The sequence below is a fragment of the Streptomyces sp. NPDC107500 genome, from assembly GCF_055582785.1.
Genome location: NZ_JBVJPF010000011.1, coordinates 143,524 through 168,063 on the forward strand (window position 1 = coordinate 143,524; position 24,540 = coordinate 168,063).

General features: G+C 71.9%; 19 protein-coding genes. 15 read left to right on the forward strand and 4 right to left on the reverse strand.

The genetic code is table 11. The features are described 5' to 3' along the window. Positions 1–102: 102 nt before the first annotated feature. The 5 genes from ACZ67M_RS35990 (at position 103) to mutM (ending at position 4,004) form a co-directional block, all read left to right on the forward strand. Positions 103–1,224 (forward strand): ATP synthase F0 subunit B, encoded by a 1,122-nt coding sequence (locus tag ACZ67M_RS35990; RefSeq protein ID WP_385799969.1) that lies wholly within the window; start codon positions 103–105, stop codon positions 1,222–1,224. Positions 1,225–1,372: 148 nt separating this feature from the next. Next, positions 1,373–2,026 (forward strand): YceD family protein, encoded by a 654-nt coding sequence (locus ACZ67M_RS35995; protein WP_361365305.1) that lies wholly within the window; start codon positions 1,373–1,375, stop codon positions 2,024–2,026. Positions 2,027–2,028: 2 nt separating this feature from the next. Next, a complete protein-coding gene (gene rpmF, locus ACZ67M_RS36000) occupies positions 2,029–2,202 on the forward strand; it encodes a 50S ribosomal protein L32 (RefSeq protein WP_003951102.1) in 174 nt (57 codons plus the stop codon). A 7-nt stretch (positions 2,203–2,209) separates the two neighbouring features. After that, entirely contained in the window at positions 2,210–3,040 is an 831-nt protein-coding gene (gene rnc / locus ACZ67M_RS36005) for a ribonuclease III (RefSeq protein ID WP_361365308.1), read from the forward strand. Between the two features lie 103 nt (positions 3,041–3,143). Continuing rightward, positions 3,144–4,004 carry a bifunctional DNA-formamidopyrimidine glycosylase/DNA-(apurinic or apyrimidinic site) lyase gene (mutM, locus tag ACZ67M_RS36010; protein ID WP_122617669.1) on the forward strand — a complete coding sequence of 287 codons (861 nt, stop codon included), beginning with the start codon at positions 3,144–3,146 and terminating at the stop codon, positions 4,002–4,004. Here the strand turns inward: mutM and ACZ67M_RS36015 are convergent. Then, positions 3,994–4,398 carry a winged helix-turn-helix transcriptional regulator gene (locus tag ACZ67M_RS36015; RefSeq protein ID WP_385799976.1) on the reverse strand — a complete coding sequence of 135 codons (405 nt, stop codon included), beginning with the start codon at positions 4,396–4,398 and terminating at the stop codon, positions 3,994–3,996. The genes mutM and ACZ67M_RS36015 overlap by 11 nt on opposite strands. A 72-nt stretch (positions 4,399–4,470) precedes the next feature. Then, on the reverse strand, positions 4,471–5,634 hold the full coding sequence (locus tag ACZ67M_RS36020; RefSeq protein WP_469854145.1) for a CAP domain-containing protein: 1,164 nt from the start codon (positions 5,632–5,634) through the stop codon (positions 4,471–4,473). A 167-nt stretch (positions 5,635–5,801) separates the two neighbouring features. Between ACZ67M_RS36020 and ACZ67M_RS36025 the strand changes: the two genes are divergently transcribed. The 4 genes from ACZ67M_RS36025 to ACZ67M_RS36040 all read left to right on the forward strand — a co-directional run bounded on the left by ACZ67M_RS36025 (position 5,802) and on the right by ACZ67M_RS36040 (position 12,101). Then, complete coding sequence (locus ACZ67M_RS36025; RefSeq protein ID WP_125491686.1) at positions 5,802–6,083, forward strand: acylphosphatase; 282 nt, start codon at positions 5,802–5,804, stop codon at positions 6,081–6,083. A gap of 380 nt (positions 6,084–6,463) precedes the next feature. Next, the gene (locus ACZ67M_RS36030) at positions 6,464–6,676 is read left to right on the forward strand and encodes a hypothetical protein (RefSeq protein ID WP_064730026.1); all 213 of its coding nucleotides are present in this window, start codon (positions 6,464–6,466) and stop codon (positions 6,674–6,676) included. Between the two features lie 261 nt (positions 6,677–6,937). After that, positions 6,938–10,498: a chromosome segregation protein SMC gene (gene smc / locus ACZ67M_RS36035; RefSeq protein WP_469854146.1), complete on the forward strand. Its 3,561-nt coding sequence runs from the start codon at positions 6,938–6,940 to the stop codon at positions 10,496–10,498. Positions 10,499–10,682: 184 nt separating this feature from the next. After that, on the forward strand, positions 10,683–12,101 hold the full coding sequence (locus ACZ67M_RS36040) for a sugar porter family MFS transporter (RefSeq protein WP_361365320.1): 1,419 nt from the start codon (positions 10,683–10,685) through the stop codon (positions 12,099–12,101). 289 nt (positions 12,102–12,390) lie between these two features. On the opposite strand, the gene ACZ67M_RS36045 is transcribed toward ACZ67M_RS36040, so the two are convergent. Beyond that, the gene (locus tag ACZ67M_RS36045; RefSeq protein ID WP_361365323.1) at positions 12,391–13,845 is read right to left on the reverse strand and encodes a cytosine permease; all 1,455 of its coding nucleotides are present in this window, start codon (positions 13,843–13,845) and stop codon (positions 12,391–12,393) included. Positions 13,846–14,021: 176 nt separating this feature from the next. Between ACZ67M_RS36045 and ftsY the strand changes: the two genes are divergently transcribed. Then, positions 14,022–15,230, forward strand: coding sequence for a signal recognition particle-docking protein FtsY (ftsY, locus tag ACZ67M_RS36050; RefSeq protein ID WP_361365326.1), 1,209 nt, complete (start codon positions 14,022–14,024; stop codon positions 15,228–15,230). Positions 15,231–15,614: 384 nt separating this feature from the next. On the opposite strand, the gene ACZ67M_RS36055 is transcribed toward ftsY, so the two are convergent. Next, positions 15,615–16,286: a bifunctional DNA primase/polymerase gene (locus ACZ67M_RS36055; RefSeq protein WP_361365329.1), complete on the reverse strand. Its 672-nt coding sequence runs from the start codon at positions 16,284–16,286 to the stop codon at positions 15,615–15,617. Between the two features lie 446 nt (positions 16,287–16,732). Here ACZ67M_RS36055 and nsdA point away from each other — a divergent pair, with 446 nt between their 5' ends. From nsdA to ffh, 5 genes are all read left to right on the forward strand, one after another. Then, positions 16,733–18,229: a transcriptional repressor NsdA gene (gene nsdA / locus ACZ67M_RS36060; RefSeq protein WP_361365332.1), complete on the forward strand. Its 1,497-nt coding sequence runs from the start codon at positions 16,733–16,735 to the stop codon at positions 18,227–18,229. A 314-nt stretch (positions 18,230–18,543) separates the two neighbouring features. Beyond that, positions 18,544–19,890 (forward strand): ammonium transporter, encoded by a 1,347-nt coding sequence (locus ACZ67M_RS36065; RefSeq protein WP_450733969.1) that lies wholly within the window; start codon positions 18,544–18,546, stop codon positions 19,888–19,890. Further along, positions 19,887–20,225: a P-II family nitrogen regulator gene (locus ACZ67M_RS36070; RefSeq protein WP_122615177.1), complete on the forward strand. Its 339-nt coding sequence runs from the start codon at positions 19,887–19,889 to the stop codon at positions 20,223–20,225. Before ACZ67M_RS36065 ends, ACZ67M_RS36070 begins: the two co-directional genes overlap by 4 nt. Positions 20,226–20,253: 28 nt before the next feature. After that, the gene (locus ACZ67M_RS36075) at positions 20,254–22,725 is read left to right on the forward strand and encodes a [protein-PII] uridylyltransferase (protein ID WP_469854147.1); all 2,472 of its coding nucleotides are present in this window, start codon (positions 20,254–20,256) and stop codon (positions 22,723–22,725) included. 103 nt (positions 22,726–22,828) lie between these two features. After that, complete coding sequence (gene ffh, locus ACZ67M_RS36080) at positions 22,829–24,379, forward strand: signal recognition particle protein (protein ID WP_469854148.1); 1,551 nt, start codon at positions 22,829–22,831, stop codon at positions 24,377–24,379. Positions 24,380–24,540: the final 161 nt, after the last annotated feature.

Here is a 24,540-nt window from a genome sequence, read left to right on the forward strand (position 1 = left end):
CCGGAGGCTGACAATCCGTCACCCGGTGTCCCGGGGACACCCCAGGGTCGTACAGTCGTCCCGTCCGTCTCCAACACAGCTGTAGAGAGTGGCGAGCACACGGTGGACGTCCAGAAGAAGCTCGACGAGATCACCGCGATGGTCTCCGGGGCCCGCGCCATGCCCATGTCGGCCTCGTGCGTGGTCAACCGCGCGGAACTGCTCGCCACGCTGGAGGAGCTGCGCGCCGAGCTGCCCGGCTCGCTCGCCCAGGCCCAGGAACTGCTCGGCGGCCGGGAGCAGATGGTCGCGCAGGCCCGCCAGGAGGCCGACCGGATCATCGAGACCGCGCACGCCGAGCGGGGCTCCCTGATCGCCGACACCGAGGTCGCCCGCCGCTCCCAGACGGAGGCCGACCGGATCCTCGCCGAGGCCCGCCAGGAGGCCGAGGAGGTCCGCGCCGAGGCCGACGACTACGTCGACTCCAAGCTCGCCAACTTCGAGGTCGTCCTCACCAAGACCCTCGGCTCGGTGGGCCGCGGCCGCGAGAAGCTGCTCGGCACCGGACCCGGCCTCGACGAGAACGGCTACGAGGACGAGGACGCCCCCGAGCGCAGCCACGACCCGGAGACCCTGCGCCGCGACGCCGACGCCTACGTCGACACCAAGCTCGGCGCCTTCGAGGCGGTGCTGGCCAAGACCCTGGAGGCGGTCGGCCGGGGCCGCCAGAAGCTGCACGGCCGGATCGCCACCGACGACCTCGGCGCCCTCGCCGACGACGCCACCACCGTCCAGCACTCCAGCGACGCCGACTACCTGGCCGGCCTCGCGGCCCTCTCCGACGCCCCCGCCGAGCAGCCCCGGCAGCCCGAGTACGGCGAGCCGCAGCCGGCCGCGGCACAGATCCCGGCCCAGGCCGTGCCGGACATGCCCACGCAGGAGCCGGCCTACGGCTACGCGCAGCAGCAGCCCGATCCGTACGCCGCCTACCAGCAGGCCTACGGTGCCGGTCAGGACCCGTACGGCTACCAGCAGCAGCCCGGCGACCCGTATGCCTACCAGGGCTACGACGCCCAGCAGCAGGCCTACGACCCCCAGCACGGCTACGCCCAGCCCCAGCAACCGCAGCAGCCCCCGCAGCCCCCGCAGGTCCAGCCGCAGGCGCTCGACGAGACCAGCCTCTTCGACACCAGCATGATCAGCGCCGAACAGCTGCGGGCCTACGAGCAGGGCCGCGGAGTCTAGGGCGTTCCCACGGGCCCCGCAGGTCCGGATTGGGCCATGAGCGAATGGTCCAGTATCCTGGCTCTTCGGTCGCGCGTACGTCCGCGATCGCCGCTGCCCTGGAACATCGCAGGGTGGCATCCCCGAGCTACGAAGACCGAAAGCAGGAATGGTTCTGAACGCGCGCCTCGACCACCGCGACCCCCTCGTGTTCGACACGCACGAGCTGGGACGGCGGCCCGGTGCGCTCCAGCGCCTGACCCGCACGGTCGACGCTCCCAAGGACTTCGGTGTCCAGGGAGTCATCGGAGTGCCGGAAGGCGCACCGGTGGAGCTCGGTCTCCGACTCGAGTCGGTCATGGAAGGGGTGCTCGTCACAGGCACCGCCCGTGCCACGGCCGAGGGGGAGTGCGTAAGGTGTCTGGAGCCGCTTGAGCAGCAGCTCACAGCGGACTTCCAGGAGTTGTTCTCGTACCCTGACGCCGACGACCGGGGCCGCCCTGCGGCGGAACCGGGCGACGACGCCGAGGACGACGAGGACAGGCTCTTCATCGAGGACGGTCTGATCGGCCTCGAACCCGTGCTGCGCGACGCGGTGGTGCTCGCACTGCCGATGCAGCCGGTGTGCCGGGAAGACTGCCCGGGTCTGTGCTCCGAGTGCGGAGCACGCCTGGCGGACGACCCGGACCACCACCACGACGCCGTCGACATCCGTTGGGCGGCACTGCAGGGACTCGCCGGTTCACTCGAAGACGGCGAGAAGGACGAGATGAGCGGCGACGGGCCAGATTCCGCGGACGCCGCCGAGAAGCAGGAGAAGTAGCCGTGGCTGTTCCGAAGCGGAAGATGTCGCGCAGCAACACGCGCCACCGCCGGTCGCAGTGGAAGGCTGCGGTCCCCACCCTGGTTGCGTGCGAGCGCTGCCACGAGCCCAAGCAGCAGCACATCGCGTGCCCGTCTTGCGGCACTTACAACAAGCGCCAGGTCCTCGAGGTCTGAGCGGCTGGTGAGAGGCACTGTGTCAGTCCCCAAGAAGGCGGAAGACGCCAAGGCGGACCCACCCGCCAAGAAGAAGGCGGACACCCAGGCCTCGTCCCACACGCTTCTGGAAGGGCGGCTCGGCTACCAGCTCGAGTCCGCCCTTCTGGTGCGTGCACTGACCCACCGTTCCTACGCGTACGAGAACGGCGGCCTGCCGACGAACGAGCGGCTGGAGTTCCTCGGTGACTCCGTCCTCGGCCTCGTCGTCACGGACACGCTGTACCGCACCCACCCCGACCTGCCCGAAGGCCAGCTGGCCAAGCTGCGGGCCGCGGTGGTCAACTCGCGTGCGCTGGCGGAGGTGGGCCGCGGGCTCGAACTGGGCTCCTTCATCCGGCTCGGCCGCGGTGAAGAGGGCACGGGCGGCCGGGACAAGGCGTCCATCCTCGCCGACACCCTCGAAGCGGTGATCGGCGCGGTCTATCTCGACCAGGGCCTCGACGCGGCCTCCGAACTGGTGCACCGCCTGTTCGACCCGCTGATCGAGAAGTCCTCCAACCTCGGTGCCGGCCTGGACTGGAAGACCAGCCTCCAGGAACTCACCGCGACCGAAGGACTCGGTGTCCCCGAGTACCTGGTCACGGAGACCGGCCCCGACCACGAGAAGACCTTCACTGCTGCCGCCCGCGTCGGAGGCGTCTCGTACGGCACCGGCACCGGCCGCAGCAAGAAGGAGGCGGAGCAGCAGGCCGCGGAATCCGCGTGGCGGTCCATCCGGGCCGCGGCGGACGAGCGTGCCAAGGCGACGGCGAACGCCGTCGACGTGGACCCCGACGAGGCGTCCACCTCCGCCTGACCATCCACCGCACGGCCCGAACGCCCGCCCCACCTCCGGGGCGGGCGTTCGGCTCGTCGTCCGACCACCAGGCCCGGTCCGCCGGCCCGCCCGAGGGGATCCCATGCCCGAGCTGCCCGAGGTGGAGGTCGTCCGGCGCGGCCTGGAGCGCTGGGTCGCCCACCGCACCGTCGCCGACGCCGAGGTACTGCACCCGCGCGCCGTACGCCGGCACATCGCCGGCCCCGACGACTTCGCCCACCGGCTGAAGGGGCACCGCTTCGGCACCGCCGCCCGGCGCGGCAAGTACCTGTGGCTGCCGCTGGCGGACACCGGTCAGGCGGTCCTGGCCCACCTCGGCATGAGCGGCCAGCTGCTGGTCCAGCCGCACGAGGCACCGGCCGAGAAGCACCTGCGCATCCGCGTCCGCTTCGCCGACGACCTCTCCACCGAACTCCGCTTCGTCGACCAGCGCACCTTCGGCGGCCTGTCGCTGCACGACACGTCCCCCGACGGCCTGCCCGACGTCATCGCGCACATCGCCCGCGACCCGCTGGACCCCCTCTTCGACGACGAGGCATTCCACCTCGCCCTGCGCCGCAAGCGCACCACGATCAAGCGGGCCCTGCTCGACCAGTCCCTGATCAGCGGCGTCGGCAACATCTACGCCGACGAGGCGCTGTGGCGCTCCCGGCTGCACTACGAGCGCCCCACGGCCACCTTCACCCGCCCCCGCACCGCGGAACTCCTCGGCCACGTCCGGGACGTGATGAACGCGGCCCTCGCCGTGGGCGGCACCAGCTTCGACAGCCTGTACGTCAACGTCAACGGCGAGTCCGGCTACTTCGACCGCTCGCTCGACGCGTACGGCCGCGAGGGCCTGCCCTGCCGCCGCTGCGCCACACCCATGCGCCGCCGGCCCTGGATGAACCGCTCCAGCTACTTCTGCCCGAAGTGCCAGCGACCGCCCAGGGTCACGCCGTAGGCATCCGCTGCGTGTCGTAGCGCTCGCGCGACGCCAGCACCTCGTCCATCCGTCCCTCCAGGCACTGGATGAGCGCGATGAGCCGCTGCGCCACGTCACGGCCCGAGGCCGTGAGTTCGTAGTCCACGCGGGGCGGGTTGGTGTGCTGCGCCTCGCGGTGCACCAGACCGTCGCGCTCCAGCGCGTGCAGGGTCTGGGCCAGCATCTTCTCGCTGACGCCGTCGACACGGCGGCGCAGCTCGTTGAACCGGAAGGAACCCTCGTACAGCGCGCCGAGCGTCAGCGCACCCCAGCGCCCGGTGACGTGCTCCAGTGTGCCGCGCGAGGGACAGCCCCGGGCGAACACGTCGTACGCCGGCTCCTGCTCAGCCGCGCGCTCCTGCGTGGTCGACATGCACCAAGCGTACGTGAGCACAGCGCTGTCCCGCAGAGTGCGCTGCGCGAGGGACAGTGGGGGTGGTGGCGGTCAGTAGCCGAAGTTCTGCGTCCACCACGGTCCGCCGGAGCCGAAGTGGACTCCGACGCCGAGGGTCTGGAAGTCGCAGTTCAGTATGTTGGCGCGGTGGCCGGGGCTGTCCATCCAGGCGTCCATCACGGCCTGGGCGTCGGCCTGGCCGCGGGCTATGTTCTCGCCGCCGAGGTTGCTGATGCCGGCCGCCGCCGCCCGGTCCCACGGGGTCGCGCCGCCCGGGTCGGTGTGGTCGAAGAAGCCCTCCGTGGCCATGGCCTTGCTGAAGCCCTCGGCCAGTTCGCGCAGGGCGCTGTTCGCGGCCACCGGGCTGCAGCCCACCTTGGCCCGCTCGTCGTTGACCAGCTTGAGCACCTGGGCCTCGGCGACGGACTCCTCCGACACGGCGGCCGGCGCGCTGGGCGGCGCGGGCTCCTTGGTGGCCGGGCGCGAGGGCGTGGTCTCCGGCTTGGCGCTCGGTGTCGTCTTCGGCTTCTTCGTCTTCGACGGGGTCTCGGCCGGGGCCGTCGGCTTCGAGGCCGAGGGGGAGGTCGAGGACGGTGCGGGGGAGGGGGTGTCCTTGGACGACGCGGACCCGGAGGGCGACGACGGCGACGAGGACCGGTCGGTGCCGCGGCTCGTGGAGCCGTCGCCGCCGCGGCCGGTGTCGGCGCTGCCGGAGGTGCCGCCCTGCTCGCTCGGGCTGTTCGTCGGCGTGTCCTGGGCCTGCACCCGGTCGCCCCCGCCGCTGCCGCCGCCGATCCGGTAGTTGTCGAGGCCGGGTACCGCGCCCGTGGCCACCGCCACGGTGCCGATGGCGACCGCGGCGGAGACACCGAGCAGTCCGGTGCGGACCGGGGTGGCGGCCTTCTTCCGGCGCCTGCGGTGACCTCCCGCGGGCTGCGGGCCGCCCTCGGGGGCGTAGCCCGCACTGGGGAAGGCGACCGTGCGGCCGGCCTGCGGGCCCTCGCCGTCGGGGTCGTCCGCGTACAGGTAGGCGTCGCTCCTGGCGCGGACCTCGGCGTACGCCTCGGGGTTCAGGTAGGGCGCGATCCCCATGGTCGGGCCCTCGCCCGCGTCCGGCGTCCGGGCGTCGCGTCCCGCCGTAGCGTCCGGCTGGTGGTCCCCCGTGGCGCGGCCCGTGGCGGCGCGGCCGGCGGCGGAGCGTCGGTGGCGTCCCATGTCCTGGCCTTCCTCGTCCTCGCCGTCTCGGGCGACGGGTCCTCACGATCAACACCGAACTCACACCTTCGAGTGAGTTTCAGATGAGATTCATTGGACCGGGACGGTACCGCATGGCGCGAGGGGGTGAAGTGTCCGGCGGGACATTGACTGGTTAGGTTGCAGTCATGAGCGAGGATGTACGACTGGTCGCGTGGGTGCGCGGACAGGTCCAGGGCGTCGGTTTCCGCTGGTTCACGCGGGCCAGGGCGCTGGAACTCGGCGGCATGAGTGGTTTTGCTCTCAATCTGGCCGACGGCCGCGTCCAGGTCGTCGCCGAGGGCCCGCGGGAGCGCTGCGAAGGGCTCCTCGACTGGCTGCACGGCGACGACACGCCCGGACGCGTGGACGGCGTCACCGAGATCTGGGACACACCTCGCGGCGGCTACGACGGCTTCGCCATCCGCTGACACCGCGCCGTCCGAGATCTCCCCGGCGCCCGCTCCGACCCGCCCCGCAGGGGTGGCCGGAGCGAAAACGGGCAGGTGGTTGCCAAGGGACGGCCCGTCGTGGGAGGCTCCGCAACCAGAAAGATCGCCACGCCCCGAGGGGCCCGCAGGAGTCGCAGCGTCGCCGCTTCCCGGCCGCATGCCCCCGGACGCCCGTCGATACGGGGCGTGATCGTGTTGACCGTCAAACTTTTTGGTGAGACGCTGAAAGCCCCGCGCACCTTAGCTGTTTGGCATGGTTGAACGGCAGTAAAAACTCCAAAGTGCCAAGCACCGCGGGTGCGAATCCCTCACGACCCACACCGCTTCGGTCGGTCACTCATTGTGGAGGACCATCCATCATGGCAAAGGCGCTTCTCGGTTACGTCGGCGGCTCCGACCCTCGACTCCTCGCCGAGATGCGACGGCTCCAGCAGCGCGTCCAGGACCTGGAATCCGAGCTCGGACGAATCCAGGCGGAGAACGACGTGCTGGCGGCTGCCGCTTCTCACGACAGGATCATGGAGAGCATGGAGAGCGTTGACGCACACCAGGCGGAGCCTGCGCTCACCTGATCACTGCATCGCTCCACGCACGGCACGCAGTGGTCGGGCCCGCCCGTACAACCGCTAGGTGTCAGAGTCTGCAAGGGACGCTTCGGCGTCCCTTCTTTCTTTCCTGCCCCCGTCTCAGCGCCCCGTCCGACCGGACTTCCCTGCCCCGCGCATCCTTTCACCCTCTTCAACGTCTGATGTGCCCTGCACGTTCACCGGCGAAACCGCGGTGGTTCACCGGTTCATGGAGTGAGACACCCCCGAAAGGTAGAGTCCGGCGGCGTGCACCTGAAGGCCCTGACCCTGCGCGGGTTCAAATCGTTCGCCTCGGCGACCACGCTCCGGTTCGAGCCCGGCATCACCTGCGTCGTCGGACCGAACGGCTCGGGCAAGTCCAACGTCGTGGACGCGCTCAGCTGGGTCATGGGCGAACAGGGCGCCAAGTCGCTGCGCGGCGGCAAGATGGAGGACGTCATCTTCGCCGGCACCACCGGCCGCCCGCCGCTCGGCCGGGCCGAGGTGTCGCTGACCATCGACAACTCCGACGGGGCGCTGCCCATCGAGTACGCCGAGGTCACCATCACGCGGATCATGTTCCGCAACGGCGGCAGCGAGTACCAGATCAACGGCGACACCTGCCGCCTCCTGGACATCCAGGAGCTCCTGTCCGACTCCGGCATCGGCCGGGAGATGCACGTCATCGTCGGTCAGGGCCAGCTCGACTCCGTCCTGCACGCCGACCCGATGGGCCGCCGCGCCTTCATCGAGGAGGCGGCCGGCGTCCTCAAGCACCGCAAGCGCAAGGAGAAGGCGCTCAGGAAGCTGGACGCGATGCAGGCCAACCTCGCGCGCGTGCAGGACCTCACCGACGAGCTGCGGCGCCAGCTCAAGCCGCTGGGCCGGCAGGCCGCGGTGGCGCGGCGGGCCGCCGTCATCCAGGCCGACCTGCGGGACGCGCGCCTCAGGCTCCTCGCCGACGACCTGGTACGGCTGCGCGAGGCGCTCCGGGCCGAGATCGCCGACGAGGCCGCGCTCAAGGAGCGCAAGGAGGCCGCCGAACGGGAACTGGGCAAGGCACTGCGCCGCGAGGCCGACCTGGAGGACGAGGTCCGCCGGCTGACCCCGCGCCTCCAGCGCGCCCAGCAGACCTGGTACGAGCTGTCCCAGCTCGCCGAGCGGGTGCGCGGCACCGTCTCGCTGGCCGAGGCGCGGGTGAAGAGCGCCACCTCCGCGCCTCCCGAGGAGCGCCGCGGCCGGGACCCGGAGGAGCTGGAGCGCGAGGCCGCCCGCGTCCGCGAGCAGGAGGCGGAACTCGAAGCGGCCCTGGAGGCGGCCGAGCACGCCCTGGAGGACACCGTCGCCCACCGCGCGGACCTCGAACGTGAGCTGGCCCAGGAGGAGCGCCGCCTCAAGGACGCCGCACGGGCGATCGCCGACCGCCGTGAGGGGCTGGCCCGGCTCAGCGGCCAGGTCGGCGCCGCACGTTCGCGCGCCGCCGCGGCGCAGGCCGAGATCGAGCGGCTGGCCGAGGCCAGGGACGAGTCCCGGGAACGGGCCGCCGCCGCCCAGGAGGAGTACGAGACGCTCCAGGCCGAGGTCGACGGCCTCGACGCCGACGACCAGGAACTCGCCGAGCGGCACGACGCCGCCAAGCGCGGGCTGGCCGAGGCGGAGGCCGCGCTCGGTGCCGCCCGTGAGGCGGCCACCGTGGCGGAACGCGAGCGCGCGGCCACCCGGGCCCGCCACGAGGCCCTGGCCCTCGGACTGCGCCGCAAGGACGGCACCGGTGCGGTGCTCGCCGCCAAGGACCGGCTCACCGGCCTGCTGGGCCCGGCCGCCGAACTGCTCACCGTGACGCCCGGTCACGAGGTCGCCCTGGCCGCCGCCTTCGGTGCCGCCGCCGACGCGCTGGCGGTCACCTCCCCGGCGGCCGCCGCCGACGCCATCCGCCTGCTGCGCAAGCAGGACGCCGGCCGGGCCGCCCTGCTGCTCGCCGGCGGCCCCGACGACGTACCGGGCGAACCGCGCGCCGACGGGGCGCCGTACGCGGCCGACCTCGTCCGGGGCCCGTCGGACCTGATGCCCGCGGTGCGGCGGCTGCTGCGCGGGATCGTCGTCGTCGCCACCCTGGAGGACGCCGAGGACCTCGTCTACGCCCGCCCCGGGCTGACCGCCGTGACCGCCGACGGCGACCTGCTCGGCGCGCACTTCGCGCAGGGCGGGTCCGCCGGGGCGCCCAGCCTGCTGGAGGTGCAGGCGTCCGTGGACCGGGCCGCCGCCGAGCTGGAGGAGCTGGCCGTGCGGTGCGAGGAGCTGGCCGGGGCCCAGGAGGCGACCGCCGCCCGGCGCCGGGAGTGCGCGGGGCTCGTCGAGGAGCTGGGGGAGCGGCGCCGCGCCGCCGACCGGGAGAAGTCCTCCGTCGCCCAGCAGCTCGGCCGGCTCGCGGGCCAGGCGCGGGGCGCCGCCGGTGAGGCCGAACGGTCCACCGCGGCGGCGGCGCGGGCGCAGGAGGCGCTGGACAAGGCGCTGCTGGACGTCGAGGAGCTGGCCGAGCGGTTGGCTGTCGCCGAGGAGATGCCGGTCGAGGAGGAGCCGGACACCTCCGCGCGCGACCGGCTCGCCGCCGACGGCGCCAACGCCCGCCAGACCGAGATGGAGGCCCGCCTCCAAGCCCGTACCCACGAGGAGCGGGTCAAGGGCCTCGCCGGACGGGCCGACTCCCTGGACCGGGCCGCCCGCGCCGAACGCGAGGCACGCGCGCGTGCCGAACAGCGCCGGGCCCGGCTGCGGCACGAGGCGGCCGTCGCCGAGGCGGTCGCCGCCGGCGCCCGGCAACTGCTCGCCCACGTCGAGGTCTCGCTGACCCGCGCCGACGAGGAACGCACCGTCGCCGAGGCGGCCAAGGCCCGGCGCGAGCAGGAACTGACCGCCGAGCGCAACGCGGGGCGCGACCTCAAGGCGGAGCTGGACAAGTTGACGGATTCGGTTCACCGCGGGGAGGTACTCGGCGCCGAGAAGCGGCTGCGCATCGAGCAGCTGGAGACCAAGGCGCTGGAGGAGCTCGGTGTGGAACCGGCGGGGCTGGCGGCCGAGTACGGCCCGCATCAGCAGGTGCCGCCCTCGCCCCCCGCCGAGGGCGAGGAGCTCCCGGAGGACCCCGAGCACCCGCGCAACCGCCCGCGCCCCTTCGTCCGTTCCGAGCAGGAGAAGCGCCTGAAGGCCGCCGAGCGCGCCTACCAGCAGCTGGGCAAGGTCAACCCGCTGGCCCTGGAGGAGTTCGCGGCGCTGGAGGAGCGGCACCAGTTCCTCAGTGAGCAGCTGGAGGACCTGAAGAAGACCCGCACCGACCTCCTCCAGGTCGTCAAGGAGGTCGACGAGCGCGTCGAGCAGGTCTTCACCGAGGCCTTCCGGGACACGGCCCGCGAGTTCGAGGGCGTGTTCAGCAGGCTTTTCCCGGGCGGTGAGGGCAGGCTGATCCTGACCGACCCCGACAACATGCTCACCACGGGCGTGGACGTCGAGGCACGGCCGCCGGGGAAGAAGGTCAAACGGCTCTCGCTGCTCTCCGGCGGGGAGCGTTCGCTGACCGCGGTGGCGATGCTGGTGTCGATCTTCAAGGCGCGGCCCAGCCCGTTCTACGTCATGGACGAGGTCGAGGCGGCGCTCGACGACACCAACCTCCAGCGGCTGATCCGGATCATGCAGGAGTTGCAGGAGGCCTCGCAGCTGATCGTCATCACGCACCAGAAGCGGACGATGGAGGTCGCCGACGCGCTGTACGGCGTGTCGATGCAAGGCGACGGTGTGTCGAAGGTCATCAGTCAGCGGCTGCGCCAGCCCTGACCTCAATTGCTTCAACTCTTGAACACATATCTCACTGAGGCATCTGCAAACTCACAGCACTCGCCCTATTGACTTCGATACTTGAAGGCATAGTCTCTGCAACGTTGCTTTTACCTTCAGGTTCCTTTCAGGGGGCCGAAGGCGATCCACCCCGGCGGCGTTGCCGGAAGCCCGAGGAGTACACGTGTCCCGCACACCGCAGGCAGCCAGTTCAGGAGCCAGGACGGCTCATCCCGAGCATCTCGGGCACGTCGTCTTCATCGCGGCGGCGGCCGCGATGGGCGGTTTCCTCTTCGGCTACGACAGTTCCGTGATCAACGGTGCCGTCGAGGCCATCCGCGACCGTTACGACGTCGGTTCCGCGGTACTGGCCCAGGTCATCGCCGTAGCGCTGATCGGCTGTGCCATCGGCGCCGCCACCGCCGGCCGGATCGCGGACCGGATCGGCCGCATCCGCTGCATGCAGATCGCGGCGGTCCTCTTCACCGTCAGCGCCGTCGGCTCCGCACTGCCCTTCGCGCTGTGGGACCTCGCCATGTGGCGCGTCATCGGCGGCTTCGCCATCGGCATGGCCTCCGTGATCGGCCCCGCCTACATCGCCGAGGTCTCCCCGCCCGCCTACCGCGGCCGGCTCGCCTCCTTCCAGCAGGCCGCGATCGTCTTCGGCATCGCGGTCTCGCAGCTGGTCAACTGGGGTCTGCTGAACGCCGCAGGCGGCGACCAGCGCGGTGAGCTGATGGGCCTGGAGGCCTGGCAGGTCATGCTCGGCATCATGGTCGTCCCGGCGATCGTCTACGGCCTGCTCTCCTTCGCCATCCCGGAGTCCCCGCGGTTCCTGGTCTCCGTCGGCAAGCGCGAGCGCGCCAAGGAGATCCTCCAAGAGGTCGAGGGCAAGGACGTGGACTTCGACGCCCGCGTCGCCGAGATCGAGCACGCGATGCACCGCGAGGAGAAGTCCTCGTTCAAGGACCTGCTCGGCGGCAGCTTCTTCTTCAAGCCGATCGTCTGGATCGGTATCGGCCTCTCGGTCTTCCAGCAGTTCGTCGGCATCAACGTCGCGTTCTACTACTCGTCGACGCTGTGGCAGTCGGTCGGTGTCGACCCCACGGACTCCTTCTTCTACTCGTTCACGACGTCGATCATCAACATCGTCGGCACCGTGATCGCCATGATCTTCGTGGACCGCGTCGGCCGCAGGCCGCTCGCCCTCATCGGCTCGGTCGGCATGGTGATCGGTCTGGCCCTGGAGGCCTGGGCCTTCTCCTTCGACCTGGTCGACGGCAAGCTCCCGGCCACCCAGGGCTGGGTCGCCCTGATCGCCGCCCACGTGTTCGTGCTCTTCTTCGCCCTGTCCTGGGGTGTCGTCGTCTGGGTCTTCCTCGGCGAGATGTTCCCCAACCGCATCCGAGCCGCCGCGCTGGGCGTGGCCGCCTCCGCGCAGTGGATCGCCAACTGGGCCATCACGGCGAGCTTCCCGTCGCTGGCCGAGTGGAACCTGTCCGGCACGTACGTGATCTACACGGTCTTCGCCGCGCTCTCCATCCCGTTCGTCCTGAAGTTCGTGAAGGAGACGAAGGGCAAGGCCCTGGAGGAGATGGGCTGACCGCCCCGCCCCGAACCCGGGGAGAAGGGCCAAGTCCCCGCTGCCCCTCTCCCCGTACCGTCCGCCGCCCCCGGCCCGCGCATCCGCCCGGACCGGGGGCGGCGGTCTGTCGTGTCCCGTCGGCCGTCGACAGCGGTGGGGGAGACGCCGGCGGCCCTATGTCATGCGAACCCGGGCGTGGTTGAGAACCGGCTTCCTGAGCATGGCCTCGGTGGGCATGGGCGCGGAAACGCCGACGCCCCCCGCACCAAACGGTGCGGGGGGCGCGCGGATTCGTCCGCGGGCGGCGTCAGACGGTCACCGACTCCGCCTGCTCGGCGGCACGGTCGGCGGCCGCCGCCGGGACGACCACCGCCGGCTTCGGCAGTACGACGTACAGCAGGCCGGAGATGACGACCGTGGCGACCCAGCCCAGGCCGTACTCGCCGACGAAGTTGTTCGCGGCCAGGGGGCCGGTGAACCAGTCGGAGGTGGTGAACATCAGGCCCGCGGCCAGACCCACCGCCCACGCGGCGACGGCCGCGGGGGAGAAGCCGCCGCGGTACCAGTAGGCACTGGTCCGGCCGGTGTCGGCCAGGGCCTCGCCGTCGTACTCCTTGCGGCGCAGCATGTCCGCTCCGAAGACGCCGACCCACGCGGAGAAGGCGACCGCGAGCAGCGACAGGAAGGCGATGAAGGAGCCCATGAAGCTGGTCGCCACCAGCATCAGCACACCGCCGAAGATCAGCGAGATCACCGCGTTGACCGAGACCGCCCAGTGGCGCGGGACGGTGAAGCCCAGGGTCTGGGCCGTGAAGCCGGCCGAGTACATCGACATCGAGTTGATCAGCAGCATGCCGATCAGCGCGATGATCAGGTACGGCACCGCGATCCAGGTCGGCAGGATCTCCCCGAGGAAGGAGACCGGGTCGGAGGCCGAGGCCAGGTCCGGCGTGGAGACGGCCATGATCATGCCCATCAGCACCATGGGCAGGACGACGATGCCGGCCCCGCCGATGGTCACGCCCACGATCCCCTTCGAGGACGCCGTGCGCGGCAGGTAGCGCGTGAAGTCCGGGGCGGACGGGATCCAGCTGACGCCGCCGGCCGCGATCAGACCGACGCCGGTGATCATCGCGGCCACCGAACCGGCGGACCGGTCGAAGACCGCGGACCAGTCGGTGTCGACGACCAGGTAGCCGAGGACCAGCACCGAGAAGGCGCCGAAGAGGTACGTCGCGTACTTGTTGCACTTCTGGACCGCGTTGATCCCCAGCCCCGAGATCGCGAACGTCGCCACGACGAAGGCGAGCAGCGTGACCATGTCCAGCACGCTGTTGGCCCGCACGCCGAACACGATGTCCAGCACGGTGAGCACCGCGTACGCCCCGGTCACCGCGTTGATCGTCTCCCAGCCCCAGCGGGCGACCCAGATCAGCGACCCCGGCAGCAGATTGCCCCGCTGGCCGAACACGGCCCGCGACAGCGCCATGCCCGGAGCCCCGCCGCGCTTCCCGGCGATGCCGATCAGCCCGACCAGGCCGTACGACACGACCGGCGCCGCGGCCGCGACGACCAGCGCCTGCCAGAAGTTGAGCCGGTACGCCACGACGAGGCTCGCGCCCATCGTGAGCAGCAGCACGCTGATGTTGGCGCCGACCCAGGTCGGGAACAGCTCGCGGGTCCGGGCGGTGCGCTCGTGGTCGGGCACCTGCTCGATGCCGCGGGTTTCCAGGGCGCCTTCGTTCTCGGCGGTCTTGCTCATGTGGGGGGTCCGTGCCTCGATCGTGGGAGAAGAGGGGGCGGTCGGGACTCTACGCGCGTTGACGCAGCCTCCTCCATCGTACTTTGATCCGACTCCTGCCCTCCAGGGGCCTTTGTCCTTTGGAGGAAGTGACGAGGGGGGTGTCCCCGGGGTCCATGACTGATACTGGACGCGTTATGGAAATCGTCATCCTTGCTGTAGTCATCGCCGTGGTCGTGATCGGCGCGCTCGGCGGGCTGCTCGTGGGCTCGCGTCGCAAGAAGCAGCTGCCTCCGCCGCCGCCCGCCACTCCCGACATCACCGCCCCTCCGGCCGAGCCGCACGTCGGCGACGAGGCCGAGACGCCGCGCGACGAAACGCGCCGGACGATAGAGGAGGTCGACCTCCCGGACGGCGGCACCGCCACCGTCGAGGAGCCGCCCGTCGCCGAAGAGCTCGAGATCCCGCAGATCGAGGTTCCCGAGCCCACCGCCGGCCGACTGGTCCGGCTCCGTGCCCGCCTCTCCCGCTCGCAGAACGCCCTCGGCAAGGGCCTGCTCACCCTGCTCTCGCGGGAGCACCTCGACGACGACACCTGGGAGGAGATCGAGGACACCCTGCTCACCGCCGACGTCGGCGTGCAGCCCACCCAGGAGCTGGTCGAGCGGCTGCGCGAGCGGGTGAAGGTGCTCGGCACCCGCACCCCCGACGAGCTGCGCACCCTGCTGCGCGAGGAGCTGATCAACCTCGTCGGCCCCGACATGGACCGCGAGGTCAAGACCGAGCCGCCGAACAGCAAGCCCGGCATCGTGATGGTCGTCGGCGTCAACGGCACCGGCAAGACCACCACCACCGGCAAGCTCGCACGCGTCCTGGTCGCCGACGGCCGCAGTGTCGTCCTCGGCGCCGCCGACACCTTCCGTGCCGCCGCCGCGGACCAGCTCCAGACCTGGGGCGAGCGGGTCGGCGCGCACACCGTGCGCGGCCCGGAGGCCGGCGACCCGGCCTCCGTCGCCTTCGACGCGGTCAAGGAGGGCAAGGAGATGGGCTCGGACGTCGTGCTCATCGACACCGCCGGCCGCCTCCACACCAAGACCGGCCTCATGGACGAGCTGGGCAAGGTCAAGCGCGTCGTGGAGAAGCACGCCCCGCTGGACGAGGTGCTGCTCGTGCTCGACGCCACCACCGGCCAGAACGGTCTGATCCAGGCCCGGGTCTTCGCCGAGGTCGTCGACATCACCGGCATCGTGCTCACCAAGCTGGACGGCACGGCCAAGGGCGGCATCGTGGTCGCCGTGCAGCGCGAGCTGGGCGTGCCGGTCAAGCTGATCGGGCTCGGCGAGGGTGCGGACGACCTGGCGCCGTTCGATCCCGCGGCCTTCGTGGACGCCCTCATCGGAGAGTGACCTCCCGCGCGACGCGACGAACCAGAGCGGACTCGGACGCACGTGAGCGCCCGCCCCCGGGATCATCCCGGGGGCGGGCGCTTCGTCGTACCGGGCGTGGGCCGGTCGCCGCAGGGCGCGCGCTCGCGCGGTCGTAGGCGGTAGGGGCACGCAGTGGCGGGCGGGCCGGTCGCATCGCCGTACGGGCCTTGGTGCCGCGTCGCCCACGGGCCTCCGTGCGGAGCCGCCTTACGGGCCGTGCGCAGGGGCGCCGCACCGCCCTTCGCGCAGGGGCGATGCGCGGCCTTTCGCGCAGGGGCGCCGTACGGCCCTTCGCGGAAGGTCGGCGTACGGCCCTCCGTGCCAAGGTCGCCGTAGGGCCCTCGCGCCGAAGCGGCGGGCCGTCTACGCCCGCGAGCGGTGGGCCACGTACGCCAGCGTCCCCAGCAGCAGACGGGCCGCCGGCGGCCTGGTGGCCGAGTCGAGGTCCGGGTGGCGCAGCCAGCGCACCGGGCCCCGGCCGCCGCGGTCGGAGGGCGGGGCCGTGACGTACGTACCGGAACCGAGGCCGCGCAGGTCGAGGGCGGACGGGTCGTCCCAGCCCAGCCGGTAGAGCAGCCGGGGCAGTTCGGCGGCGGCGCCCGGAGCGACGAAGAAGTGGGCGCGGCCCTCGGGGGTCGCCGCGACCGGGCCGAGCGGGAGGCCCATGCGCTCCAGCCGGGTCAGCGCCCGCAGCCCGGCGGCCTCGGCGACCTCGATCACGTCGAAGCTCCGCCCGACCGGCAGCATCACCGCGGCACCCGGGAACTGGGCCCAGGCCTCGCTCGCCCCGTCCAGGGTTGCCCCGGCCGGTACCCGGGGGGCGAAGTCCAGCGGATGCGCGCCCGGTGCCGGGCAGTCGGACCGCCCGCACGAGCAGGCCCCCGCCGCGGTCCGGGCGCCCGGCACCACGTCCCAGCCCCAGAGCCCGGTGAACTCGGCCACGACGGTGCACTCGGCGGCGCGGCCCCGGCGGCGCGCGCCGGACCGGGTCTCGCGCATGCCCCGACTGCTGCCGATGCCGATCGTGAAGCCCATGCCCCCTCCAACGGGTCCGACGCAGCGGCGGTTACGCAGCGGACGTGAAACGTGACTCTCTGCTTCCAACTCCCCAGTGCGGCGCGGTTCAGACAGCGTCCGGAAGCACTCCGGGGTGGTGTGCCCGACGGCGCACGCCCCGGTGTGCACCCTCGCACCTACTCACGGTTGGCCTATGTCAAGTGAATCGCGTACCGGCCGGGGGGAGTTCATTCGAAGGGGTGGCGAATGGTGGCGATTCCGCAATCGCCATGGCTGGAGGAGTGATCGCGGGACTACTTTGTGTGCATGGAGCCGTGGGGCACATGCACTCGTGGGTATGCCGGAGGCAACACGGCTTTCCGTTCGAAGGGTGGCAACCGCCGGACGGAGGGCCCCAATCACCGGCATTCTGATAGGGCTTGGCGCACTCGGCGACAGGTGGTCTCAGGGATGGGGGCGTTCCAGTGAGCGGCAACGGCGGAAGCGGTACGAGCGCGGGAAGCGCGTCGCACGCTGACAAGCGCCCGAACGAGCTGCTCACTTCGTGGTTCGCCCGCAGCGGCTGGTCCAAGGGCGAACTGGCCCGCCAGGTCAACCGCCGGGCCCGTCAGCTGGGCGCCGGCCACATCTCCACCGACACCTCCCGGGTGCGCCGCTGGCTGGACGGGGAGAATCCGCGCGAACCGATCCCGCGGATCCTGTCCGAGCTGTTCTCCGAACGCTTCGGTGTCGTCGTCTCCGTCGAGGACCTGGGCCTGCGCTCCACCCGGCCCACACCCTCCGCGACCGGGGTCGACCTGCCCTGGACGGGCCCGCAGACCGTGGCCCTGCTCAGCGAGTTCTCGCGCAGCGACCTCATGCTGGCGCGGCGCGGCTTCCTCGGCAGCTCGCTGGCCCTCTCCGCGGGCCCGTCCCTCATCGAGCCCATGCAGCGCTGGCTCGTCCCCTCGCCCGCGGCCGCCCCGCCCGCCGGCCGTGAGCCCGCTCCCGTCTCCCGCGCGCGCGGCCGGCTCTCCCGCCCGGAGCTGGAGCTGCTGGAGTCCACCGCCGTGATGTTCCGCCGCTGGGACGCCCAGTGCGGCGGCGGCCTGCGCCGCAAGGCGGTGGTCGGCCAGCTGCACGAGGTGACCGACCTGCTCCAGGAACCGCAGACCGAGACCACCCGCGCCAAGCTGTTCAAGGTCGCCGCCGAGCTGGCCGAGCTGGCCGGCTGGATGTCGTACGACGTGGGCTTACAGCCCACCGCGCAGAAGTACTTCGTGCTCGCCCTGCACGCCGCCAAGGAGGCGGGGGACCGGCCGCTCGGCTCGTACATCCTCTCCAGCATGAGCCGCCAGATGATCCACCTCGGCCGGCCCGACGACGCCCTGGAGCTGGTCCACCTCGCGCAGTACGGCAGCCGGGACTGCGCCGGCCCCCGCACCCAGTCGATGCTGTACGCGATGGAGGCCCGCGCCTACGCCAACATGGGACAGCCCGGCCGCTGCAAGCGCGCGGTGCGCATGGCCGAGGACACCTTCGCCGAGGCCGCCGAGTGGGACGAGCCGGACCCCGACTGGATCCGCTTCTTCTCCGAGGCCGAGCTGTACGGAGAGAACAGCCACTCCTTCCGCGACCTCGCCTACGTGGCCGGCCGCAGCCCCGCCTACGCCTCCCTGGCCGATCCCCTGATGCGCCGGGCCGTGGAGCTGTTCGCCGAGGACGACGAGCACCAGCGCTCCTACGCGCTGAACCTGATCGGCATGGCCACCGTGCACCTGCTGCGCCGCGAACCCGAGGAAAGCACCGGCGTGGCGGTCGAGGCCATGCGCATCGCCAAGAAGGTCCGCTCCGAACGCGTCAACACCCGCATCCGCAAAACCGTCGACACGGCCGTACGCGATTTCGGCGACCTCGGCGAGATCGTCGACCTCACCGAGCGGCTCGCCGTCGAGCTTCCGGAGACCGCCGAAGCGGTCTGACACCCACCGACCCCGGCCGCGGCCGGCCCTCCCGAACTGCCCGACTCGGCTCCCCCATGCCAGGTCATTCGGAGGCCGCCGCGGCCGGCCCACCCCCCGGTGCGGACGTTGCGCCACCATAACGATCGCTTGGACCCGCATCCGGCAGTTCACTCACGCGTAACACGCACGGCGCCTTCGTCACGGCGGCGAAACAACGAGGGGCACCGACCGAAACCGCGCTGCGCCAATGTCTTGGCGCATAACCGGCCCGCCCCCTCAGTCCCGCCCAGGCTTCGCCCGCACGGGGCCGTACCAACGACGAGGAGACGCCGATGGCTCCAGCCATCACGCTTGCCGCAGAGACGGAGCTCTCTGCCGCCAACACAGGCTTCATGCTCATCTGCTCCGCCCTGGTGATGCTGATGACGCCGGCCCTGGCCTTCTTCTACGGAGGCATGGTCCGCGTCAAGAGCACCCTGAACATGCTGATGATGAGCTTCATCAGCCTCGGCATCGTCACCGTCCTGTGGGTGCTGTACGGCTTCTCGATGGCGTTCGGCACCGACACCGGCTCCGTCGTCGGCTGGAACTCCGACTGGGTCGGCCTCAGCAACATCGGCCTGACCGAGCTGTGGGACGGCTACACCATCCCCGTCTTCGTCTTCCTGGTCTTCCAGCTGATGTTCGCGGTGCTCACACCCGCCCTGATCAGCGGCGCCCTCGCGGACCGGGTGAAGTTCACCGCCTGGGCGCTGTTCATCGCCCTGTGGGCCACGGTCGTCTACTTCCCGGTCGCCCACTGGGTCTGGGGCGCCGGCGGCTGGGCCTTCGAGCTGGGCGTGATCGACTTCGCCGGCGGTACGGCCGTGCACATCAACGCCGGCGCCGCGGCCCTCGGCGTGATCCTGGTGATCGGCAAGCGGGTCGGGTTCAAGAAGGACCCGATGCGCCCGCACAGCCTGCCGCTGGTCATGCTCGGCGCCGGCCTGCTGTGGTTCGGCTGGTTCGGCTTCAACGCCGGCTCCTGGCTCGGCAACGACGACGGCGTGGGCGCGCTGATGTTCGTCAACACGCAGGTCGCCACCGGCGCCGCGGTCCTCGGCTGGCTCGCCTACGAGAAGATCCGGCACGGTGCCTTCACCACCCTGGGCGCGGCCTCCGGCGCGGTCTCCGGCCTGGTCGCCATCACCCCGGCGGGCGGCGCGGTCTCCCCGCTCGGCGCGATCGCCATCGGCGTCATCGCCGGCGTGCTGTGCGCCATGGCGGTCGGCCTGAAGTACCGGTTCGGCTACGACGACTCGCTCGACGTGGTCGGCGTCCACCTCGTCGGCGGCATCCTCGGCTCCCTCCTCGTCGGCCTCTTCGCCTCCGGCAAGGGCCAGTCCGACGTCGAGGGCCTCTTCTACGGCGGCGGCCTGGACCAGTTCTGGAAGCAGTGCGCCGGTGTCTTCGGGGTGCTCGCCTACTCCCTGATCGTCTCTGCCATCCTCGCCCTGATCCTGCACAAGACCATCGGCATGCGGGTACCGGAGGACGACGAGGTGACCGGCATCGACCAGGCCGAGCACGCCGAGACCGCATACGACTTCAGCGGTGCCGGCGGCGGTGCCGCCCGGACCACCGCCGCCACGGCCGCCCCGACGGCCACGCAGACCGCGAGCAAGAAGGTGGACGCATGAAGCTCATCACCGCCGTCGTCAAGCCGCACCGGCTCGACGAGATCAAGGAGGCCCTCCAGGCCTTCGGGGTCCACGGCCTGACCGTCACCGAGGCCAGCGGCTACGGGCGCCAGCGCGGCCACACCGAGGTCTACCGGGGCGCCGAGTACACCGTCGACCTGGTGCCCAAGATCCGCATCGAGGTGCTGGTCGAGGACGGCGACGCCGATCAGCTGATCGAGGTCGTGGTCAAGGCGGCCCGCACCGGCAAGATCGGTGACGGCAAGGTGTGGTCGGTTCCGGTCGACACGGCCGTACGGGTCCGGACCGGCGAGCGCGGTCCGGACGCCCTCTGAGGCGGGAAACCAGAACAGGAGTCGCCGGGTGACGAGTACGGACGTGACGAAAGAAGCAGAGGACTCGGGACCCGGCGGCTACGCGGCGGCCCGGCTGCGCCTCCTCACCGAGGGGGCGCGGTCCGGGCCGCCGCGCCGTTCGGCCCTCGCCGGACTGACCGACGACTGGCTGTCGGGCCTCTTCGACGCGGGCACCGGCGGGTCGGGCAGAGGCGTGTCGCTCGTCGCCGTCGGCGGCTACGGGCGCGGCGAGCTGTCCCCGCGCAGCGACCTGGACCTGCTCCTGCTGCACGACGGGAGCGACGACGCGGCGGTCGCCGCCCTCGCCGACCGCCTCTGGTACCCCGTCTGGGACCTCGGCCTCGACCTCGACCACTCCGTGCGCACCCCGGCGCAGGCCCGGAAGACGGCCGGAGAGGATCTGAAAGTCCAACTCGGTCTCCTGGACGCCCGCCACCTCGCCGGCGACCTCGGCCTGACCGCGTCCCTGCGCACCACCGTTCTCGCCGACTGGCGCAACCAGGCCCCCAAGCGCCTCCCCGAACTCCGGGAGCTGTGCGCCGAGCGCGCCGAGCGCCAGGGCGAGCTGCAATTCCTGCTGGAACCCGACCTCAAGGAGGCCCGGGGCGGCCTGCGCGATGCCACCGCCCTGCGCGCCGTCGCCGCCTCCTGGCTGGCCGACGCCCCGCGCGAGGGTCTCGCCGACGCCCGGCGCCGACTGCTCGACGTACGCGACGCGCTCCACCTGACGACGGGGCGGGCGACCGACCGGCTGGCGCTGCAGGAGCAGGACCAGGTGGCGGCCGAGCTGGGCCTGCTGGACGCCGACACGCTGCTGCGGCAGGTCTACGAGACGGCGCGGGTCATCGCGTACGCCGGCGACGTCACCTGGCGCGAGGTGGGGCGCGTGCTGCGCTCGCGCTCGGTGCGGCCGCGGCTGCGGGCCATGCTGGGCGCCGGGAAGCAGGCGCCCGAGCGCTCCCCGCTCGCCGAGGGCGTCGTCGAGCACGACGGTGAGGCGGTGCTCGCCCGCACCGCGCGCCCCGAACGCGATCCCGTGCTGCCGCTGCGGGCCGCGGCCGCCGCCGCGCAGGCCGGGCTCCCGCTCTCCCGGCACGCCGTCCGGCGCCTGGCGGCCACCACCCGGCCGCTGCCCACGCCCTGGCCCGCCGAGGCCCGCGAGCAACTGGTGACCCTGCTGGGCTCGGGCCGGCCCACCGTGCAGGTCTGGGAGGCGCTGGAGGCCGAGGGCCTGGTCACCCGGCTGCTGCCCGACTGGGAGCGGGTGCGCTGCCGCCCGCAGCGCAACGCGGTGCACCTGTGGACCGTCGACCGGCACCTGATCGAGACCGCCGTCCGCGCCGCCGGGTTCACCCGCCGTGTGCACCGCCCCGACCTGCTCCTGGTCGCCGCGCTGCTGCACGACATCGGCAAGGGCTGGCCCGGCGACCACTCCGTGGCCGGCGAGACGATCGCCCGGGACGTGGCCGCCCGCATCGGCTTCGACCGCGCGGACACGGCCGTCCTGGCCACCCTCGTACGGCACCACCTGCTGCTCGTCGAGACCGCCACCCGGCGCGACCTCGACGACCCGGCCACCGTGCGCGCGGTCGCCGACGCGGTCGGCTCGGAGCACACCCTGGAGCTGCTGCACGCGCTGACCGAGGCGGACGCGCTGGCCACCGGCCCCGCCGCTTGGTCGTCCTGGCGCGGCTCCCTCGTCGCCGACCTGGTGAAACGGGTGTCGGGGGTGCTGGCCGGGGACCCGCTGGAGGAGCCCGAGGCCGCCGCGCCCACCGCCGAGCAGGAGCGGCTCGCCGTCGAGGCGTTCCGCACGCGCGGGCCGGTGCTGGCGCTGCGGGCCCAGACCGAGCCGCCCGTCGACCCGGCATCGGCCGATCCGGCGGCGGTCGCCGGTCCCGAGCCGCTCGGTGTGGAGCTGCTGATCGCCGTGCCGGACCAGGAGGGCGTGCTCCCGGCCGTCGCCGGGGTGCTGGCCATGCACCGGCTGACCGTCCGCACCGCGGAGCTGCGGTCCCTGCCGCTCCCGGACGGTGTCGAGGGCTCCGTGCTGCTCCTGGACTGGCGGGTCGCCGCCGAGTACGGCTCGCTGCCCCAGGCCGCGCGGCTCCGGGCCGACCTGGTCAGGGCCCTGGACGGCAGCCTGGACATCGCCGCCCGGCTCGCCGAGCGGGACGCCGCCCATCCGCGGCGCCGGGGTGTGGAGCCGCCGCCGCCCCGGGTGACCGTCGCCCCGGCCGCGTCCCGGCTGGCCACGGTGATCGAGGTCCGCGCCCAGGACGCGCCGGGCCTGCTGTTCCGGCTCGGGCGGGCGCTGGAGGCGGCCGGCGTGCGGGTGCGCAGCGCGCACGCCTCGACCCTGGGCTCGAACGCGGTGGACGCCTTCTACGTCACGGGCCCGGAGGGCGCGCGGCTGCCGGGGGAGGAGGCCGGGGACGTGGCACGGACCCTGGAGGAGGCGTTGCGGGGTCGTCCCTGACGGGGCGGCCCGCGTAATCCGGCGGGCGGGGACGAATGTCTTGCCAAGCCAGATACCCTGGAAGACGCTCAGACCGCCCCCGACTCCGAGGACCGACGCCACCGTGTTCGATACCCTCTCCGACCGCCTTAGCGCGACTTTCAAAAATCTCCGCGGCAAGGGCAGGTTGTCCGAGGCGGACATCGACGCCACGGCCCGCGAGATCCGCATCGCGCTCCTCGAGGCCGACGTCGCCCTGCCCGTGGTGCGCGCGTTCATCAAGAGCGTCAAGGAACGCTCCCTGGGCGCCGAGGTCTCCAAGGCGCTCAACCCCGCCCAGCAGGTCCTCAAGATCGTCAACGAGGAACTGGTCGGCATCCTCGGCGGTGAGACCCGCCGCCTGCGCTTCGCCAAGCAGCCGCCGACCGTGATCATGCTGGCGGGTCTGCAGGGTGCCGGTAAGACCACCCTCGCGGGCAAGCTGGGCCGCTGGCTCAAGGAGCAGGGCCACTCGCCGCTCCTGGTCGCCTGCGACCTCCAGCGCCCCAACGCCGTCAACCAGCTCAGCGTCGTCGCCGAGCGCGCCGGTGTCGCGGTCTACGCGCCCGAGCCGGGCAACGGGGTCGGCGACCCGGTCAAGGTCGCCAAGGACTCCATCGAGTACGCCAAGTCCAAGGTCCACGACCTGGTCATCGTCGACACCGCCGGCCGCCTGGGCATCGACCAGGAGCTGATGCAGCAGGCCGCGGACATCCGCGACGCGGTCTCGCCGGACGAGATCCTCTTCATCGTCGACGCGATGATCGGCCAGGACGCCGTCAACACCGCCGAGGCCTTCCGCGACGGCGTCGGCTTCGACGGCGTGGTGCTCTCCAAGCTCGACGGCGACGCCCGTGGTGGTGCGGCCCTGTCGATCGCCTCGGTGACCGGCAAGCCGATCATGTTCGCGTCGAACGGCGAGAAGCTCGAGGACTTCGACGCCTTCCACCCGGACCGGATGGCCTCCCGCATCCTCGACATGGGTGACCTGCTCACCCTGATCGAGCAGGCGGAGAAGACGTTCAGTCAGGAAGAGGCCGAGAAAATGGCCTCCAAGCTGGCGTCCAAGAAGGGCCAGGACTTCACCCTGGACGACTTCCTGGCCCAGATGGAACAGGTCCGGAAGATGGGCTCCATCTCCAAGCTGCTCGGCATGCTGCCGGGCATGGGCCAGATGAAGGACCAGATCAACAACCTCGACGAGCGCGACGTCGACCGCACGGCCGCCATCATCAAGTCGATGACCCCGGCCGAGCGCCAGGAGCCGACGATCATCAACGGCTCGCGCCGCGCCCGTATCGCCAAGGGCTCCGGCGTCGACGTCAGCGCGGTCAAGGGCCTGGTCGAGCGGTTCTTCGAGGCCCGCAAGATGATGTCCCGGATGGCCCAGGGCGGCGGCATGCCGGGGATGCCGGGCATGCCGGGCATGGGTGGCGGACCCGGGCGGCAGAAGAAGCAGCAGAAGAAGGCCAAGGGCAAGCAGCGCTCCGGCAACCCCATGAAGCGCAAGCAGCAGGAGCAGGAGGAGGCCGCCCGCCGCGCGGCCGCCGCGCAGAACGGGGGCGCCCTCGGACTGCCCAAGCAGGGCGGCCAGGACTTCGAGCTGCCGGACGAGTTCAAGAAGTTCATGGGCTGACCTCGGGCCGACGGCCCGATCGGTGTGTACGGCGCTGGGGGGGCCCCCCTCGAAGGGGGGGGCCCCCCCACCTTTCCCCGCCACCTCCCAGCCTGTTTCCCTTCTTTCAATTCTGCCATTCCCCCACCCTTCCCCCTCCCCACAAACGCCAAAATACCCCC

Bases quoted from the DNA above. Each gene is read 5' to 3' on its own strand.
- ACZ67M_RS35995 (WP_361365305.1), top strand. From the start codon at position 1,373: ATGGTTCTGAACGCGCGCCTCGACCACCGCGACCCCCTCGTGTTCGAC.
- mutM (WP_122617669.1), top strand. From the start codon at position 3,144: ATGCCCGAGCTGCCCGAGGTGGAGGTCGTCCGGCGCGGCCTGGAGCGC.
- ACZ67M_RS36015 (WP_385799976.1), bottom strand. From the start codon at position 4,398: ATGTCGACCACGCAGGAGCGCGCGGCTGAGCAGGAGCCGGCGTACGAC.
- ACZ67M_RS36020 (WP_469854145.1), bottom strand. From the start codon at position 5,634: ATGGGACGCCACCGACGCTCCGCCGCCGGCCGCGCCGCCACGGGCCGC.
- ACZ67M_RS36025 (WP_125491686.1), top strand. From the start codon at position 5,802: ATGAGCGAGGATGTACGACTGGTCGCGTGGGTGCGCGGACAGGTCCAG.
- ACZ67M_RS36030 (WP_064730026.1), top strand. From the start codon at position 6,464: ATGGCAAAGGCGCTTCTCGGTTACGTCGGCGGCTCCGACCCTCGACTC.
- ACZ67M_RS36045 (WP_361365323.1), bottom strand. From the start codon at position 13,845: ATGAGCAAGACCGCCGAGAACGAAGGCGCCCTGGAAACCCGCGGCATC.
- ftsY (WP_361365326.1), top strand. From the start codon at position 14,022: ATGGAAATCGTCATCCTTGCTGTAGTCATCGCCGTGGTCGTGATCGGC.
- ACZ67M_RS36055 (WP_361365329.1), bottom strand. From the start codon at position 16,286: ATGGGCTTCACGATCGGCATCGGCAGCAGTCGGGGCATGCGCGAGACC.
- ACZ67M_RS36065 (WP_450733969.1), top strand. From the start codon at position 18,544: ATGGCTCCAGCCATCACGCTTGCCGCAGAGACGGAGCTCTCTGCCGCC.
- ACZ67M_RS36070 (WP_122615177.1), top strand. From the start codon at position 19,887: ATGAAGCTCATCACCGCCGTCGTCAAGCCGCACCGGCTCGACGAGATC.